The 15,433-nt window shown below is 64.4% G+C and carries 14 protein-coding genes; 10 read left to right on the forward strand and 4 right to left on the reverse strand.

The features are described from left to right. Nucleotides 1–125 precede the first annotated feature (125 nt). The 10 genes from ftsH to phoR all read left to right on the forward strand — a co-directional run bounded on the left by ftsH (nucleotide 126) and on the right by phoR (nucleotide 11,292). Nucleotides 126–2,030: an ATP-dependent zinc metalloprotease FtsH gene (gene ftsH / locus AC2EBS_RS02510; RefSeq protein ID WP_484726800.1), complete on the forward strand. Its 1,905-nt coding sequence runs from the start codon at nucleotides 126–128 to the stop codon at nucleotides 2,028–2,030. 75 nt (nucleotides 2,031–2,105) lie between these two features. Continuing rightward, the gene (gene folP / locus AC2EBS_RS02515; protein ID WP_484726801.1) at nucleotides 2,106–2,966 is read left to right on the forward strand and encodes a dihydropteroate synthase; all 861 of its coding nucleotides are present in this window, start codon (nucleotides 2,106–2,108) and stop codon (nucleotides 2,964–2,966) included. An 18-nt stretch (nucleotides 2,967–2,984) separates the two neighbouring features. Next, nucleotides 2,985–4,316, forward strand: coding sequence for a phosphoglucosamine mutase (gene glmM, locus AC2EBS_RS02520; RefSeq protein ID WP_484726802.1), 1,332 nt, complete (start codon nucleotides 2,985–2,987; stop codon nucleotides 4,314–4,316). 185 nt (nucleotides 4,317–4,501) lie between these two features. Continuing rightward, nucleotides 4,502–5,542 carry a phosphate ABC transporter substrate-binding protein PstS gene (pstS, locus tag AC2EBS_RS02525; RefSeq protein ID WP_484727549.1) on the forward strand — a complete coding sequence of 347 codons (1,041 nt, stop codon included), beginning with the start codon at nucleotides 4,502–4,504 and terminating at the stop codon, nucleotides 5,540–5,542. A gap of 119 nt (nucleotides 5,543–5,661) precedes the next feature. Beyond that, a complete protein-coding gene (pstC, locus tag AC2EBS_RS02530) occupies nucleotides 5,662–6,690 on the forward strand; it encodes a phosphate ABC transporter permease PstC (RefSeq protein WP_484726803.1) in 1,029 nt (342 codons plus the stop codon). After that, nucleotides 6,687–7,550, forward strand: coding sequence for a phosphate ABC transporter permease PstA (pstA, locus tag AC2EBS_RS02535; protein WP_484726804.1), 864 nt, complete (start codon nucleotides 6,687–6,689; stop codon nucleotides 7,548–7,550). Before pstC ends, pstA begins: the two co-directional genes overlap by 4 nt. 24 nt (nucleotides 7,551–7,574) lie before the next feature. Beyond that, the gene (gene pstB, locus AC2EBS_RS02540) at nucleotides 7,575–8,360 is read left to right on the forward strand and encodes a phosphate ABC transporter ATP-binding protein PstB (protein WP_484726805.1); all 786 of its coding nucleotides are present in this window, start codon (nucleotides 7,575–7,577) and stop codon (nucleotides 8,358–8,360) included. A gap of 118 nt (nucleotides 8,361–8,478) precedes the next feature. Beyond that, on the forward strand, nucleotides 8,479–9,186 hold the full coding sequence (gene phoU, locus AC2EBS_RS02545; RefSeq protein WP_484726806.1) for a phosphate signaling complex protein PhoU: 708 nt from the start codon (nucleotides 8,479–8,481) through the stop codon (nucleotides 9,184–9,186). A gap of 17 nt (nucleotides 9,187–9,203) precedes the next feature. Next, nucleotides 9,204–9,905 (forward strand): phosphate regulon transcriptional regulator PhoB, encoded by a 702-nt coding sequence (phoB, locus tag AC2EBS_RS02550; RefSeq protein WP_484726807.1) that lies wholly within the window; start codon nucleotides 9,204–9,206, stop codon nucleotides 9,903–9,905. Between the two features lie 19 nt (nucleotides 9,906–9,924). Continuing rightward, nucleotides 9,925–11,292, forward strand: a complete 1,368-nt coding sequence (gene phoR / locus AC2EBS_RS02555) for a phosphate regulon sensor histidine kinase PhoR (RefSeq protein ID WP_484726808.1) — start codon at nucleotides 9,925–9,927, stop codon at nucleotides 11,290–11,292. A gap of 12 nt (nucleotides 11,293–11,304) precedes the next feature. Here the strand turns inward: phoR and AC2EBS_RS02560 are convergent, their stop codons facing one another. The 4 genes from AC2EBS_RS02560 to trxA form a co-directional block, all read right to left on the reverse strand. Beyond that, nucleotides 11,305–12,969 (reverse strand): hypothetical protein, encoded by a 1,665-nt coding sequence (locus AC2EBS_RS02560; protein WP_484726809.1) that lies wholly within the window; start codon nucleotides 12,967–12,969, stop codon nucleotides 11,305–11,307. A gap of 132 nt (nucleotides 12,970–13,101) precedes the next feature. After that, complete coding sequence (locus tag AC2EBS_RS02565) at nucleotides 13,102–13,359, reverse strand: type B 50S ribosomal protein L31 (RefSeq protein WP_484726810.1); 258 nt, start codon at nucleotides 13,357–13,359, stop codon at nucleotides 13,102–13,104. 178 nt (nucleotides 13,360–13,537) lie between these two features. Continuing rightward, on the reverse strand, nucleotides 13,538–14,803 hold the full coding sequence (rho, locus tag AC2EBS_RS02570; protein WP_484726811.1) for a transcription termination factor Rho: 1,266 nt from the start codon (nucleotides 14,801–14,803) through the stop codon (nucleotides 13,538–13,540). Between the two features lie 265 nt (nucleotides 14,804–15,068). Then, on the reverse strand, nucleotides 15,069–15,398 hold the full coding sequence (gene trxA, locus AC2EBS_RS02575; RefSeq protein ID WP_484726812.1) for a thioredoxin TrxA: 330 nt from the start codon (nucleotides 15,396–15,398) through the stop codon (nucleotides 15,069–15,071). Nucleotides 15,399–15,433: the final 35 nt, after the last annotated feature.

A 15,433-nucleotide genomic window follows, 5' to 3' on the forward strand; every position in this document is an offset into this window, starting at 1 on the left:
TTTTTCCTATCGTTGACTACGGGAATGTCAATCGGGGTCGAGCACTTGACTGCAATAGAATCGGCGCCATATGCCGTGCATCGACCGCGAACTCGCGGCGTGTTGAATTGGATGAAGGAGTCGCGGTGAACAATCAGTGGTTCTCTAAGGTAGCTGTTTGGATGGTGATCGCCCTGGTGCTGTTCACCGTGTTCAAACAGTTTGATCGCGGCTCGGCCCAGGGCAACCAGATCGGCTATTCGGACTTCCTGGAGGAGGTGCGGTCCAACCGGATCAAGCAGGTCACGCTGCAGGAGGGCAATGGCGGTACCGAGATCATTGCGATCACGACTGACGACCGTCGCCTGCGCAGCACCGCCACCTATCTGGACCGCGGACTCGTCGGCGACCTGATCAACAACGGCGTCAAGTTCGACGTCAAGCCCCGCGAGGAGCCCTCGCTGCTGATGAGCATCCTGGTCAGCTGGGGCCCGATGCTGCTGCTGATCGGCGTGTGGGTGTACTTCATGCGCCAGATGCAGGGCGGCGGCAAGGGGGGCGCGTTCAGCTTCGGCAAGAGCAAGGCGCGCATGCTCGATGAAAGCAACAACACCACCACCTTCGCCGACGTCGCGGGTTGCGACGAGGCCAAGGAAGAGGTGAAAGAACTCGTCGACTTCCTGAAGGATCCGCAAAAGTTCCAGAAGCTCGGCGGCCGCATTCCGCGCGGCGTGCTGCTGGTCGGCCCTCCGGGTACCGGTAAGACGCTGCTGGCCAAGGCCATTGCCGGAGAGGCGAAGGTGCCTTTCTTCTCGATCTCCGGCTCGGACTTCGTCGAGATGTTTGTCGGCGTCGGCGCGGCGCGCGTGCGCGACATGTTCGAGCAGGCCAAGAAGAGTGCGCCCTGCATCATCTTCGTCGACGAGATCGACGCCGTCGGCCGCCATCGCGGTGCCGGCCTGGGCGGCGGCAACGACGAGCGCGAGCAGACCCTGAACCAGATGTTGGTCGAGATGGACGGCTTCGAGACCAATCTCGGCGTCATCGTGATGGCCGCGACCAACCGTCCGGACATCCTCGACCCCGCGCTGCTGCGCCCGGGCCGTTTCGACCGCCAGGTCTACGTGACCCTGCCCGATGTGCGTGGTCGCGAGCAGATCCTCAATGTGCACATGCGTAAGGTGCCGGTCGGCCAGGACATCAAGGCCGACATCCTGGCGCGCGGCACACCGGGCTTCTCCGGCGCCGATCTGGCCAATCTGGTCAACGAAGCTGCGTTGTTCGCCGCCCGTCGCAATGCGCGCGTGGTGGAGATGGTCGACTTCGAGAAGGCCAAGGACAAAATCATGATGGGCCCCGAGCGCAAGTCCATGGTCATGCCCGAGGAGGAGCGCAAGAACACTGCCTATCACGAGGCCGGCCATGCTCTCGTGGCGCGTCTGATGCCCAAGACCGATCCCGTGCACAAGGTCACGGTGATCCCGCGCGGCCGTGCCCTGGGCGTGACGATGCAGCTGCCCGAGGGCGATCGCTACAGCATGGACAAGGAGCGCATGCTCTCCACGATCTCGGTGCTGTTCGGCGGACGGATTGCCGAAGAGGTGTTCATGCACCAGATGACCACCGGCGCCTCCAATGACTTCGAGCGCGCCACGCAGATCGCTCGCGACATGGTCACGCGCTATGGCATGACCGACGAACTCGGCCCGATGGTCTATGCGGAGAACGAGGGCGAAGTCTTCCTTGGCCGCTCGGTGACCAAGACGACGAACATGTCTGAAGAGACCATGCGCAAGGTCGATCAGCAGATCCGCAAGATCATCGACGAGCAGTACGGCATTGCCCGCAAGCTGATCGAGGACAACCAGGACAAGATGCACGCCATGGCGCAGGCCCTGCTGGACTGGGAGACCATCGACACCGAGCAGATCGACGACATCATGGCGGGCCGTCCGCCGCGTCCGCCCAAGGACTGGACGCCACCTGCAGGCGGCCGCTCCGATGGCACACCGCCGGCTGTCGGCACTGGTGAAGCACCGGCAGCTGCCTGAGCGGCGAAGATCGGCGACAACGGGGCTTCGTGCCCCGTTTCTCATTTCTGCAGCGAGACGCGTGCTTTCTCAACGATGTTCTGGCAAACCTCCCGATTCCGCATCGACCTGAACCGCCCCCGCGTGATGGGCATCGTCAATGTGACGCCGGACTCCTTCTCGGACGGTGGTCTGCATGGCGACGCCCGCGGCGCGATCGCCCACTGTGAGCAGTTGCTCGCACAGGGCGTGGACATCCTCGACATCGGCGGTGAATCCAGTCGACCAGGTGCCCCGGTACTGGCAGCCGACGAGGAATGGGCGCGCATCGAGGTGGTGCTGCGCGCCGCCCTGGGCATGGGTGTGCCGGTGTCGGTCGATACCTGCAAGCCTGAGGTGATGCAGCGCGCGCTCGACCTCGGGGCGGACATCATCAACGACATCAAGGCGCTGCAGTGGTCTGGCGCCGTCGAGGTTCTTGCCGCGCATGTGCAGGCCGGCGTTTGCCTGATGCACATGCGCGGCGAGCCGGCGACGATGCAAAGCTTGGTCGACTATGGCGACGTCGTCGCCGAGGTCGGCAAGTTCCTGCATGGACGCGTGGTCGCGTTGCGCCAGGCGGGCATTGCCGCCGAGCGCATCACGCTGGATCCTGGCTACGGTTTTGCGAAGACGCCCGAGCAGAACTTCGAGCTGCTGCGCCGTCAGGCCGAGTTGCTCGGCCTCGGCTGCCCCTTGCTGGTCGGCTGGTCTCGCAAGTCGTCGCTGGGCGTGCTGACCGGTCGCCCGGTGGATGAGCGGCTGGCGGCCAGCCTTGCCGCGGCGCTGCTGGCCGTGAGCCACGGTGCCCGGGTGCTGCGCGTGCACGATGTGGCTGCGACGGTGGACGCGCTGAAGGTGTGGCAGGCGGGCGGCGGTGCGCTGGCTTCGATGGCGGACAATGCAGGCACAGACTGATTCAGGAGGATGCTCGCAATGAGCCGCATGTACTTTGGAACCGATGGCATTCGCGGTACGGTTGGCCAGTCGCCGATCACGCCGGACTTCATGCTGCGCCTGGGCCACGCCGTGGGCACCGTGCTGCGCAAGGAGATGGCCAGACCCAGCGTGCTGATTGGCAAGGACACGCGGATTTCGGGCTATATGCTGGAGTCCTCTCTGGAAGCGGGATTTGCCTCCGCTGGCGTGGACGTGCTGCTGACCGGCCCGTTGCCCACGCCGGGTGTGGCCTACCTGACGCGTGCGCTGCGCCAGCAACTGGGCGTGGTGATCAGCGCCTCTCACAACCCCTTCGCCGACAACGGCATCAAGTTCTTCTCCGCCAAGGGCGAGAAGCTGCCAGATTCCTGGGAAATCGCCGTCGAGCAGGCGTTGCAGCAGGCGCCGGCCTGGGTCGATTCGGCCAGCCTGGGCCGGGCCAAGCGACTGCAAGATGCCCGCGGGCGCTATATCGAGTTCTGCAAGAACAGTTTCGGCTCCGACCTCACGCTGCGCGGCCTAAAGATCGTCGTCGATGCGGCCAACGGCGCGGCCTACCATGTGGCGCCCGACGTGCTGCATGAGCTCGGCGCCGAGGTGGTGCCCATCGGCTGCAGTCCAGATGGCTTCAATATCAACGAGGGCTGCGGTGCGACCGCGCCGGCGGCCCTGGTCGAGGCAGTGCGCAAGCATGGCGCTGATTACGGCGTGGCGCTGGATGGCGACGCCGACCGGTTGCAGATGGTTGATGCCAATGGCCGGCTCTACAACGGCGACGAGCTGCTCTATGTGATGGTGGCTGACCGCTTGGCGCAGGGGCAGCGCGTGGTGGGCGCCGTGGGCACACTGATGACCAATATGGCCGTCGAGATGGCGCTTCGCTCCCGCGATGTGGACTTCGTCCGCGCCAAGGTCGGCGACCGCTATGTGCTGGAGGAGCTGGCTGCACGCGGCTGGCAACTCGGTGGCGAAGGATCCGGCCATCTGCTGGCGCTGGACAAGCACACCACCGGCGATGGTCTGGTCAGCGCCTTGCTGGTGCTGCAGGCGGTTGTCCGCACCGGCAAACGACTGGCCGATCTGCTGGACGGCGTGAGCCTGTACCCGCAGACCCTGATCAATGTGCGCCTGCAACCCGGCCAGGACTGGAAGAGCAACTCCCGGTTGGCTCAAGAGCAGGCCGACGTCACGGCCGAACTGGGCAAGCAGGGGCGGGTGCTGATCCGTGCCTCGGGCACCGAGCCCTTGTTGCGGGTGATGGTCGAGGCGGCTGACGCTGAACTGGCCCAGCGCTGTGCCGAGCGGCTCGCGGATGCTGTGCGGGCTTGACTCGCCTGGCCGACGCCGGCAATGTGACAGCATTGCGATCGTCATGTGACAACGCCAATGCCGAAGCATTTCCCACGTCTGCGACGCCTGCCCACTCCCTTGGTGGCTTGGGGTTGTCATGCCTCTGTCACAGAGGGTTCATACGATGCCGGACATCGATCAACCACGGACTCGCAGAGGGCCATATGAACTTCACTCGATTCGGCAAGGGTCTCGTCCTGGCGACGGCGTTCGGCATCGCCCCGCTGGCGATGGCGCAGGATGTCACCGGTGCAGGCGCAACCTTCCCGGCACCGATCTATGCCAAGTGGGCGGACGCCTACAACAAGGCGACTGGCGCGCGCATCAACTACCAGTCGGTCGGCTCCGGCGCCGGCATCCGCCAGATCAAGGCCAAGACGGTTGACTTTGGTGCATCCGACATGCCGCTCAAGGATGAAGACCTTGCGAAGGACGGCATGCTGCAGTTCCCCACCGTGATCGGTGGTGTGGTGCCTGTTGTCAACATCAAGGGCATCGCTCCGGGGCAAATCAAGCTGACTGGTCCGCTGCTCGCCGATATCTATCTGGGCAAGATCACCAAGTGGAACGATCCGGCGCTGACGGCACTGAACCCCGGCGTGCCGCTGCCGGATGCGCAGATCGCCGTGGTGCGTCGCGCCGACGGCTCCGGCACGACCTTCATCTTCACCAACTACCTCTCCAAGGTGAGCGAGGAGTGGAAGAGCAAGGTCGGCGAGGGCACGGCAGTGAACTGGCCGACCGGCGCGGGCGGCAAGGGCAATGAGGGTGTGGCTGCATTCGTGCAGCGTCTGCCCGGCTCGATCGGCTACGTCGAGTACGCCTATGTCAAGCAGAACAAGATGACCTATACGCAGATGCGCAACAAGGATGGCGCTTTCGTGCATCCGAGCGACGACGCTTTCAAGGCTGCTGCAGCAGGTGCCGACTGGTCGAAGACCTTCTACCAGATCACCACCGAACAGCCGGGCAAGGCTGCTTGGCCGCTGACCAACCCCACGTACATTCTGATGTACAAGACGCAGGACAAGGCAGCGAATGCGGCGAATGCTCTCAAGTTCTTTGACTGGGCCTTCGCTAACGGCGACAAGATGGCAGACGAACTGGACTACGTGCCGCTGCCTGACAGCGTCAAGAATCTGGTCCGCAAGCAGTGGACTGAGCAGATGAAGGACAGTGCAGGCAAGCCCATCAGCTTCAAGTGAAGCTGAGCGCGGCCTGATCTGCAGCCCGGCCCCTCGTAGGAGGTGCCGGGCTTTGTGCAAGTAGGAGGCCGTTCGGCATGCCCATATCTAGCCAAGAAGACAAAGACAGCGGAGACCCCATGGCCGCGATACTTCCCGCCACAACTGCCATCGATGCCGAGAGCGCAACCGAGCGGCGTTCCCTGCCCGACAGCCCGCCGCCGCAGCGTCGACGCGTTGCTCCCTGGGCCGACACAGTTTTTGCGTTGCTGACGCATGGCGCGGCTTGGCTGACCTTGCTGCTGCTGATTGGCATCATCGCCTCGCTGGTGCTGGGCGCAGCGCCGGCGATTCAAGAGTTCGGGCTGGGCTTCTTGACTTCTACCGAGTGGGATCCAGTACAGGAGAAGTTCGGCGGCCTGGTGATGATCTACGGCACGCTGGCCAGTTCCTTCATCGCCCTGCTGATCGCTGTGCCGGTGAGCTTTGGCATTGCACTGTTCCTGACCGAGTTGTCGCCGAGCTGGCTGCGCCGCCCGCTGGGCATCGCCATCGAGCTGCTGGCCGCAGTGCCTTCCATCGTCTATGGCATGTGGGGCCTGCTGGTTTTCGGCCCGCTGTTGGCCACCTATGTGCAGCAGCCTTTGCAGCAGGTATTCACCGGCGTGCCGGTACTGGGTGCGCTGGTCTCGGGGCCGCCAGTGGGCATCGGCATCCTCTCCGCCGGCATCATCCTGGCGATCATGATCATCCCCTTCATCGCCTCGGTCATGCGCGATGTGTTCGAGGTCACGCCGCCGATGCTCAAGGAGTCGGCCTATGGCCTGGGCTCGACCACCTGGGAGGTGGTCTGGAAGGTGGTGCTGCCGTACACCAAGACCGGCGTGGTCGGCGGCATCATGCTGGGCCTGGGCCGCGCACTGGGTGAGACCATGGCGGTGACCTTCGTGATCGGCAATATGAACCAGCTGGATTCGCTTTCACTGTTCGAAGCCGCCAACAGCATCACCTCGGCGCTGGCCAACGAGTTTGCTGAAGCCAGCGAAGGCCTGCACCAGGCCTCGCTGATCTATCTGGGTCTGGTGCTCTTCTTCATCACCTTCGTCGTGCTGGCGCTGTCCAAGGTGTTGTTGTCGCGCCTGAAGAAGAATGAGGGAGCCCGCTCATGAGGCAGAACATCGATGCCGGCCGTCTGGCCATGCACCGCAAGCGCAAGCTCGTCAACCAGATCGCCCTTGCCCTGTCGCTGGCTGCCATGGCTTTCGGGCTGTTCTGGCTGGCGTGGATCCTGTTTGAGACCATCCGTTTGGGCATTGGCGGCCTCAGCATGGCCACCTTCACCGAGATGACGCCGCCGCCGCAGGCTGAGACCGGCGGCCTTGCCAACGCGATCTTCGGCTCGCTGATGATGGTGGGCCTTGCAACGCTGCTCGGCACGCCGATCGGCGTGCTCGCCGGCATCTATCTGGCCGAATACGGCCAGCGGACCTGGCTGGGCAGCACCGTGCGCTTCATCAACGACATCCTGCTGTCGGCGCCTTCCATCGTCATTGGCCTGTTCATCTATGCCGTCGTGGTGGCGCGCTTCAAGAGCTTTTCCGGCTGGGCCGGCGTGCTGGCGCTGGCACTGATCGTCATTCCGGTGGTGATCCGCACCACCGAGAACATGCTCAGCCTGATCCCGAACGCGCTTCGCGAGGCCGCCTACGCGCTGGGCACGCCGAAGTGGAAGGTGATCAGCTCCGTGACGCTCAAGGCGGCCCGGGCCGGTGTCGTCACCGGTGTGCTGCTGGCGCTGGCACGCGTGTCCGGCGAGACCGCACCGCTGCTGTTCACCGCGCTGTCCAATCAGTTCTGGACCAGCAATCTGGGCGAGCCGATGGCCAGCCTGCCGGTGACCATCTTCAAGTTCGCGATGAGTCCCTACGAGAACTGGCAGAAGCTCGCCTGGGCCGGCGTGTTCATCATCACCATCGGCGTGCTGGCCCTGAACATCCTTGCGCGCGTGCTCTTCCGCAACAAGCACTAACCGAACATCCGAGGTCAATCCGAGATGGACGCCAAAGTCGATACCCCCGTGAACGAGAAGACCAAGATCTCGATCCGCAACCTGAACTTTTATTACGGCAATTTCCATGCGTTGAAGAACATCAACCTGGACATTCCGGAGAAGAAGGTCACCGCCTTTATCGGTCCCTCGGGCTGCGGCAAGTCCACGCTGCTGCGCACGCTCAATCGCATGTTCGAGCTCTACCCCGAGCAGCGCGCCGAGGGCCAGATCCTGCTGGATGGCGAGGACATCCTCAGCTCGCGCGAGGACGTGTCGCTGGTCCGTGCCAAGGTCGGCATGGTGTTCCAGAAGCCAACGCCCTTCCCGATGTCGATCTACGACAACATCGCCTTCGGGGTGCGCCTGTTCGAAAAGCTGCCACGCGTCGAGATGGATGAGCGCGTCGAGTGGGCCCTCAAGAAGGCGGCGCTGTGGAACGAGGTGAAGGACAAGCTGGGACAGAGCGGATCCGGCCTCTCAGGCGGGCAGCAGCAGCGCCTGTGCATCGCCCGCGGCATCGCGATCAAGCCCGAGGTGCTGCTGCTCGATGAGCCCTGCTCGGCACTGGACCCGATCTCCACCGGCAAGATCGAAGAACTGATCGACGAGCTCAAGAGTGACTACACGGTGGCCATCGTCACGCACAACATGCAGCAGGCGGCACGCAGCTCGGACTACACCGCCTACATGTACCTGGGCGACCTGATCGAGTTCGGCCCCACGGCCGAGCTGTTCATGAAGCCCAAGCGCAAGGACACGGAAGACTACATCACGGGCCGGTTTGGCTGAGGCAGGACAGAGGACAGTCCCTGCGGCCTGTCCGATGCCTGCCGAAGGACGGCGCGCGTGCCGCGCGCGACGGCCGGGGCAAGGTGGCGGGTAAGACGACGATAGTGAGGAATGCGAGATGAGCGACAAACATCTTTCCACCCAGTTCGACACCGAGCTGAATGTGATCTCCACCCGTGTGCTGGAGATGGGCGGCATCGTCGAGTCGCAGGTGGCTCAGGCGGTGGACGCGCTGGTCAAGTTCAGCGGCGAGCAGGCGACAGCCGTGCTGCAGACCGAAGAGCGCGTCAATGCGATGGAGGTGGAGATCGACCGCGAGCTGCACAGCATCATCGCGCGTCGCCAGCCGACGGCGCGTGACCTGCGCCTGCTGATCTCCATCTCCAAGACGATCGCCAATCTCGAGCGTGTCGGCGACGAGGCCGCACGCATCGCGCGCACGGTGCAGCGCCTGATCAACGAGGGCGTGTCCAGCCGACTGCGCCTGCCGATGACCGACCTGTCATTCGAGGCGGAACTGGCCGTGGCCCAGCTGCGCAAGGCGCTGGACGCCTTCGCGCGTCTGGATGTGGAGAGCGCGCTGGCCGTCCTCAAGCAGGACGACAAGATCGACCAGGAATTCGACGGCCTGATGCGCAAGCTGATCACTTACATGATGGAAGACCCGCGCATGATCACCGCGTCTATCGATCTGGTCTTCGTGGCCAAGGCGATCGAGCGCGTCGGCGACCACGCGAAGAATCTCGCCGAAGCGATCATCTATGTGGTCAAGGGTCAGGACGTGCGCCACAGCACGCCCGAGGCCATCGAAACCATGGTGCGCTGAACGGAGCGAGAAGACCTATGAGTCGAATCCTGGTGGTCGAGGACGAGTCGGCGATCGCCGAGCTCATCTCCATCAATCTCCGTCACGCTGGCTATGAGGTGACCATCGCCGGCAGTGCCGACCAGGCCCAGTACGAGGTGGACCGCGTGCTGCCCGATCTGGTGGTGCTGGACTGGATGCTGCCGGGGCAGTCGGGCCTGGCACTGGCGCGGCAGTGGCGCGGTCAGCCGCGTACCAAGGAACTGCCCATCATCATGCTGACGGCCCGCGCCGAGGAGTCTGACAAGGTTTCGGGCCTGGACTCCGGTGCCGACGACTACCTGACCAAACCCTTCTCGACCAGCGAGCTGCTGGCGCGCATCCGCGCCGTGCTGCGCCGCAAGGCGCCGGAAGCGCTGGACACGGCGGTCGAGATTGGCGGGCTGGTGCTCGATCCCGGCACCCGGCGTGTCAGCCGAGGCAGCATCGAGCTGAAGCTGGGGCCAACCGAGTTCCGCCTGCTGCATTTCCTGATGACGCATCCGGAGCGCGTGCACAGCCGTGCCCAGTTGCTGGATCGCGTCTGGGGTGACCATGTGTTCATCGAGGAGCGCACGGTGGACGTGCACGTCAAGCGCCTGCGCGAGGCGCTCGAGAAGGCACAGTGCGCGCGCATGATAGAGACGGTGCGTGGTGCGGGCTATCGCCTGACTGCCAGCATCGGGGCCCTCGCCGAGTGACTTTTGCGGTAGGTCCGTCTTGAACTGGATCGGCTTTCGCATCTTTGTCGCGCTGCTGGTCATCGGGCTGGGAACGCTCTTGGCTCTGTGGCTGCAGCAGGTGCTGGATCGGCCGGCTCTGGGTGTGCTGATCGGCGTGGCGGCGGCCTCCAGTGTCTTGCTGCTGCTGGACTCGGTGCGCGGCCACCGGCTGTTGCGCTGGCTGCGCGGCAGTCAGGATGAGCCGGCGCCGCGCGACACCGGCTTGTGGGGCGAGCTGGGTTATCGCGTCGAGCGAGCCTTGCGCCTGCGTGAGCAGGCCCTGGCGCGAGAGCGCCTGCAACTGCAGCAATTCCTTTCGGCCATCGAAGCCTCGCCCAATGGTGTGCTGATGCTCGATGCGCAGGAGCAGATCCAGTGGTGCAATCGCGTCGCCGCCGACCATTTCGGCCTCGATCCGCAGCGCGACCTGCAGCAACGCATCACCAATCTTGTCCGCTCGCCGGCCTTCGTCGATTACCTGCATCGCGGCGACTACGAGCAACCGCTGGTGATGGCCAACGCGCGCGGGCCGGGGGCGCTGGCCACCATTGTGCGCAGCTATGGCGAAGGTCTGCGCCTGGTGCTCAGCCAGGATGTCACTGAGCGCGAGCGCGCCGAGAGAATGCGCCGCGATTTCGTGGCCAACGTCTCGCACGAGATCCGCACACCACTGACCGTGCTGACCGGATTCATCGAGACGATGAGCAGTCTGCCGCTGACCGAATCCGAGCGCAGGCGCGTGCTGGCCCTGATGGACCAGCAGACCAGTCGCATGCTCAGCCTCGTCGGCGATCTGCTGACCTTGGCCCAGTTGGAGGGCAGCCCGCGCCCCGCAGCCGATCGCTGGCTGGCGCTCGATGCGCTGCTGGCGCGCGCGGGTGCGGACGCGCAAGCCTTGTCCGGTGGACGCCATCGCTTCAGCCTGCCGGCCCCCTGCGGTATCGAGCTTGCCGGCGTGGAGTCCGAACTGCTCAGCGCTGTCGGCAATCTACTCAGCAACGCGGTGCGCTATACGCCGGAGGGCAGCGATATCGCGCTGGAGTGGCGGCGTCAGGCTGACGGCAGCGGCGTGATTGCGGTACGCGACAGCGGGCCGGGCATCGCGAGGGAGCACCTGCCGCGGCTGTCCGAGCGCTTCTATCGTGTCGATGGAAGCCGATCCCGCGAGACGGGGGGCACCGGCCTTGGCCTGTCCATCGTCAAGCATGTGTTGCAGCGCCACGGCGGCGAACTGCAGGTGGACAGCGAAGTGGGCAAGGGCAGCGAGTTCCGCCTCGTGCTGCCTGCGGTACGGGTACGCGGCGGTGAAGAGGCGCTCGGCATGGAGGCGGCTCAGCCTTCGGTAGGCGCGGCGCTGCAGCGCTAATGGCCGCCTGCCTCAGTTCGGCTGCGCGCGTTGCAGCAGCAGGTAGTGCTGCTGACGATCGGTGGGGCGACGCACGGTGCCGACCAGATGCCAGCCGGTTGGAGCGATGAGCTTGGCGTTCTGCTCAGCCTGCAGCAAGGCATGTCCGCAGGGCGTCTGGTCCAAGGCATGCACCGCATCGATCCGCCAGCCGCCCTGAAACTCCAGTGCGGCGAGCAGCGGCAATGATTGCCGAGGCGCTGCGAGGCAGTCGAACTGTGGCGGCAGCTGGCTGCGCAGTTGCGCGACAAGCGGGGTGTTGCTTCGCGCGTAGTCCAGCACCGGCAGCCAAAGGGTCATCGTCAGCAGCCAGGCCAGCGACACGCCGCCGGCAGGCAGCACCAGGCTCTTCCACAGCGCATGCTGGTGGCGGGCCGTACGCCAGCGCACGAGCCACAGCCACGCCAGCGTGCCTGCCAGTGCGAAGGCGAGCGCCAGCGGCTGGAAGTGTGGCTCGTAGCCGAGCGCCAGCTTGCGCACATTGGCCAGCGGCGCTGTCGGCCATCCGACGTGCATCGACGCGTAGTAGACCCAGATGAACAGAGCGGCCAGGCTGAAAAAGAAGACCGAGAACCAGTCCATGGCCGCTGCGACGCCGCGCCTGAGCGTCGGCAGCGCAAAGCTGGCAAGCACGGCCAGTGAGGGCAGGCCGAGCAAGAGCGCACGGTCCGATGCGTTCATCAATGCGCTGGTCACCAGGGGGACCAGCACACCCAGCAAGGGCACACTGACGTGCCGATGGGCCCAATGCCGACGCCAGCGCCACAGCGTCCACAAGGCCAGTGGCCATGCCGGCCAGCAGAACCAGGCCAGCAACTGCAGCATGCGCAGCGGCTCGTCCACATGTGCGCCGACCGCCACGCGCCAGTCCCAGGCCTTGAAGACCCAGGCAAAGGCGAGTCCGAGCGTGGCCGCCACCATCAGCCAGGGGATCAGCCTGCGCACCTGAGCGTAGCTGGAGCGCCAGCAGAGTAGGGCGCCGACCAACCCCAACGCCAGTGCCACTGCAGGCGCCCCCGCTGCCGAAAGCATCGGCAGCGCGGCGAGCACGGCGACGCGCGCTCGGCCGCTACGGAACGGCGCAGCAGCAAGTCCGTAGCCAAACAGCGCCATGGCCAGCAGCTGCATCAGTTCCGGCGTGGTCTCGTGTCCCAGCTGCAACAACCCAAGGCAGGCCATCAGCGCCAGCAAGGCGCCGTCTGCCAGTGCACGCGCGTAGTCGATCGCTGGTGCCTCGCCACCGAAGGCGAACGGCACCGGCTGGGCCGCTTCGGTGCGCGCCAGATGGAAACTGCTGTACCAGACCAGCACCAGCACGGCCGCGAGCGCCAGACCGAAGGGCAGCCGAGCTGCCAGGGCGGGATCGAGGAAGGGCAGTGCCTTGATTGCCAGTGCACCGACCCAGTAGGAGAGCAGGCCGCCCTCAGCCGGAATGCCGGCGATTGCTGGCTGCCACCAGGGGGCATGGCCTTGCGCGATGCTGGCCATGAAACCGAAGGCCGTGAGGTCGGCATTGCGCCAGGGATCGCGACCGAACAGACCAGGCAGCACATAGGCCGCGCAGAACAGCAGCAGCGCCAGACGGGGCAGGCGCTGCGCGTGGCGTTCCGAAACGAGGGCTGGGCTGGGCAGGTTCACGCAGTTGTTGGGTATACGGTCACAACCTTTGATCGGCAGGGCACCGATCATGCCGCAGCTCCGGCATGTGGTTCGCTGCCAGCACCAAAGAAAAAGGCAGCCGAGGCTGCCTTCCTATGTGCGCTGCGCGGCTTACTTCTTGATGCCGACGCGGGCGAACTTGGTGCGGAACTTCTCGACGCGGCCGCCCAGGTTGTCCACGCTCTTTTGCGTGCCGGTGTAGAACGGGTGCGACTCGCTGGTGGTTTCCAGCTTCACCAGCGGCATTTCCTTGCCGTCGATGGTGATGCTTTCCTTGGTCTGGACGGTCGAGCGCGTCACGAACTGGAAGCCGTTGGACTGGTCCACGAAGACGACTTCGCGGTAGTTGGGGTGAATGCCTTCTTTCATGGGAGACCTCTCGCCACTTCTCGCTGTGATGTGCCGGGAGCCACGTTGCACCATGCAGACGCACTTTCCGACAGCGGAAAAACGCAAATTATAGCCTGAACTTTGTTGGCGGCCCCGGGCGCAGCCGGGGCCGAACTGCCGCATTCGTCGCGGCAGCGAGGATGAAGCCCTGCCGGACTCAACCGCCTCGACGCATCATGTCGAAGAAGTCGAGGTTGTTCTTGGTGGACTTCATCTTGTCGAGCACGAACTCCATCGCCTCGATCTCGTCCATGTTGTAGAGCAGCTTGCGCAGGATCCAGCTCTTTTGCAGGATCTCCGGCTTGAGCAGCAGTTCTTCGCGGCGCGTGCCCGACTTGTTGATGAGGATCGACGGGTAGACGCGCTTCTCGGCCATGCGGCGATCCAGGTGGATCTCGCAGTTGCCGGTGCCCTTGAACTCCTCGTAGATCACCTCGTCCATGCGGCTGCCGGTGTCGATCAGCGCAGTGCCGATGATGGTCAGCGAGCCGCCTTCCTCGATGTTGCGCGCCGCGCCGAAGAAGCGCTTGGGGCGCTGCAAGGCGTTGGCGTCCACGCCGCCGGTCAGCACCTTGCCGGAGGAGGGCAACACATTGTTGTAGGCGCGGGCCAGGCGGGTGATCGAGTCCAGCAGGATGATCACGTCCTTCTTCAGCTCGACCAGGCGCTTGGCGCGCTCGATGACCATCTCGGCCACCTGCACGTGGCGGGCGGCGGGCTCGTCGAAGGTCGAGCTGATCACTTCGCCGCGCACCGTGCGGACCATCTCGGTCACTTCCTCGGGGCGCTCGTCGACGAGCAGCACGATCAGGTGCGAGTCAGGATGATTGGCGACCAGCGCATGCGCGATGCTCTTCATCATCTCGGTCTTGCCGGTCTTGGGCTGCGCGACGATCAGTGCCCGCTGGCCTTTGCCGATAGGCGCGATCAGATCGATGATCCGCCCGGTGATGTTCTCTTCACCCTTGAAGTTGTCGCGCTCGAGCTTGAACTGCTCTTTCGGGAAGAGCGGCGTCAAGTTCTCGAACATGATCTTGTGCTTGTTCTCCTCGGGCGTGAGGCCGTTGACGCGGTCCACCTTCACGAGGGCGAAATAGCGCTCGCCGTCCTTGGGCACGCGCACCTCGCCTTCGATCAGGTCGCCGGTGTGGAGATTGAAGCGGCGGATCTGACTGGGGCTCAGATAAATGTCGTCGGTCGAGGCCATGTAGCTGGCTTCGATCGAGCGCAGGAAGCCGAAGCCGTCCGGCAGCACTTCGAGCACGCCGTCGCCAAAGACCTGTTCGCCGGCCTTGGCACGCTTCTTCATGATCGCGAACATCAGCTCCTGCTTGCGCAGACGTGCGACGTTGTCGATCTCCAGCTCTTCGCCCATCTTGATCAGGGCCGAGACGTGAAGCGCTTTCAGTTCGGAGAGATGCATGGGTGTTCTACCCTGAGATTCGTCAGTGGCCCTGCCAAGGGCCGCGGACCGGTACTTCGGCTGCGACAAGCACTGATCGCTCAGCGCTCAGGCTCGGGCAACAGTTGTGCGCGGCGAGAGCGAGGCGAGAGAAAAGCGGGAGCTTGGGCGCCGAGTCCACGCGCAATGGCCTCGGAGGAGGCCCGGCGTGGTGGCAAGCTGGCTGTTGCGGATCGAGGGGTTCGTTGGAGCTATTCGAACGAACCGCAACAGCTGCTGATGGGAATTATAGGTTAGCGTCCAGGAAGGCCGTCAACTGGGCCTTGGACAAGGCGCCGACTTTGGTCGCCGAGAGCTGACCGCCCTTGAACAGCATCAATGTCGGGATGCCACGGATACCGAATTTGGCCGGCACTTCGCGGTTCTCGTCGACGTTCATCTTGGCAATCTGCACACGACCGGCGTAGTCCTTGGACACCTCGTCCAGGATGGGCGCGATCATCTTGCAGGGGCCGCACCATTCGGCCCAGTAGTCCACCAGGACAGGCTTGTCGGCCTGAATGACGTCGGCGTCGAAAGACGCGTCGGAGATGTGTTTGATCAGTTCGCTGCTCATGGATGAGATCCTAGGAGGGGCCGGCCAATAGACAA

Source organism: Roseateles sp. T103, assembly GCF_057219915.1.

Excerpts from the sequence above, each read along its gene's own strand:
- phoB (WP_484726807.1), top strand. The coding sequence starts at position 9,204 with ATGAGTCGAATCCTGGTGGTCGAGGACGAGTCGGCGATCGCCGAGCTC.
- trxA (WP_484726812.1), bottom strand. The coding sequence starts at position 15,398 with ATGAGCAGCGAACTGATCAAACACATCTCCGACGCGTCTTTCGACGCC.
- pstC (WP_484726803.1), top strand. The coding sequence starts at position 5,662 with ATGGCCGCGATACTTCCCGCCACAACTGCCATCGATGCCGAGAGCGCA.
- rho (WP_484726811.1), bottom strand. The coding sequence starts at position 14,803 with ATGCATCTCTCCGAACTGAAAGCGCTTCACGTCTCGGCCCTGATCAAG.
- pstA (WP_484726804.1), top strand. The coding sequence starts at position 6,687 with ATGAGGCAGAACATCGATGCCGGCCGTCTGGCCATGCACCGCAAGCGC.
- pstB (WP_484726805.1), top strand. The coding sequence starts at position 7,575 with ATGGACGCCAAAGTCGATACCCCCGTGAACGAGAAGACCAAGATCTCG.
- glmM (WP_484726802.1), top strand. The coding sequence starts at position 2,985 with ATGAGCCGCATGTACTTTGGAACCGATGGCATTCGCGGTACGGTTGGC.
- pstS (WP_484727549.1), top strand. The coding sequence starts at position 4,502 with ATGAACTTCACTCGATTCGGCAAGGGTCTCGTCCTGGCGACGGCGTTC.
- phoU (WP_484726806.1), top strand. The coding sequence starts at position 8,479 with ATGAGCGACAAACATCTTTCCACCCAGTTCGACACCGAGCTGAATGTG.
- folP (WP_484726801.1), top strand. The coding sequence starts at position 2,106 with ATGTTCTGGCAAACCTCCCGATTCCGCATCGACCTGAACCGCCCCCGC.
- AC2EBS_RS02565 (WP_484726810.1), bottom strand. The coding sequence starts at position 13,359 with ATGAAAGAAGGCATTCACCCCAACTACCGCGAAGTCGTCTTCGTGGAC.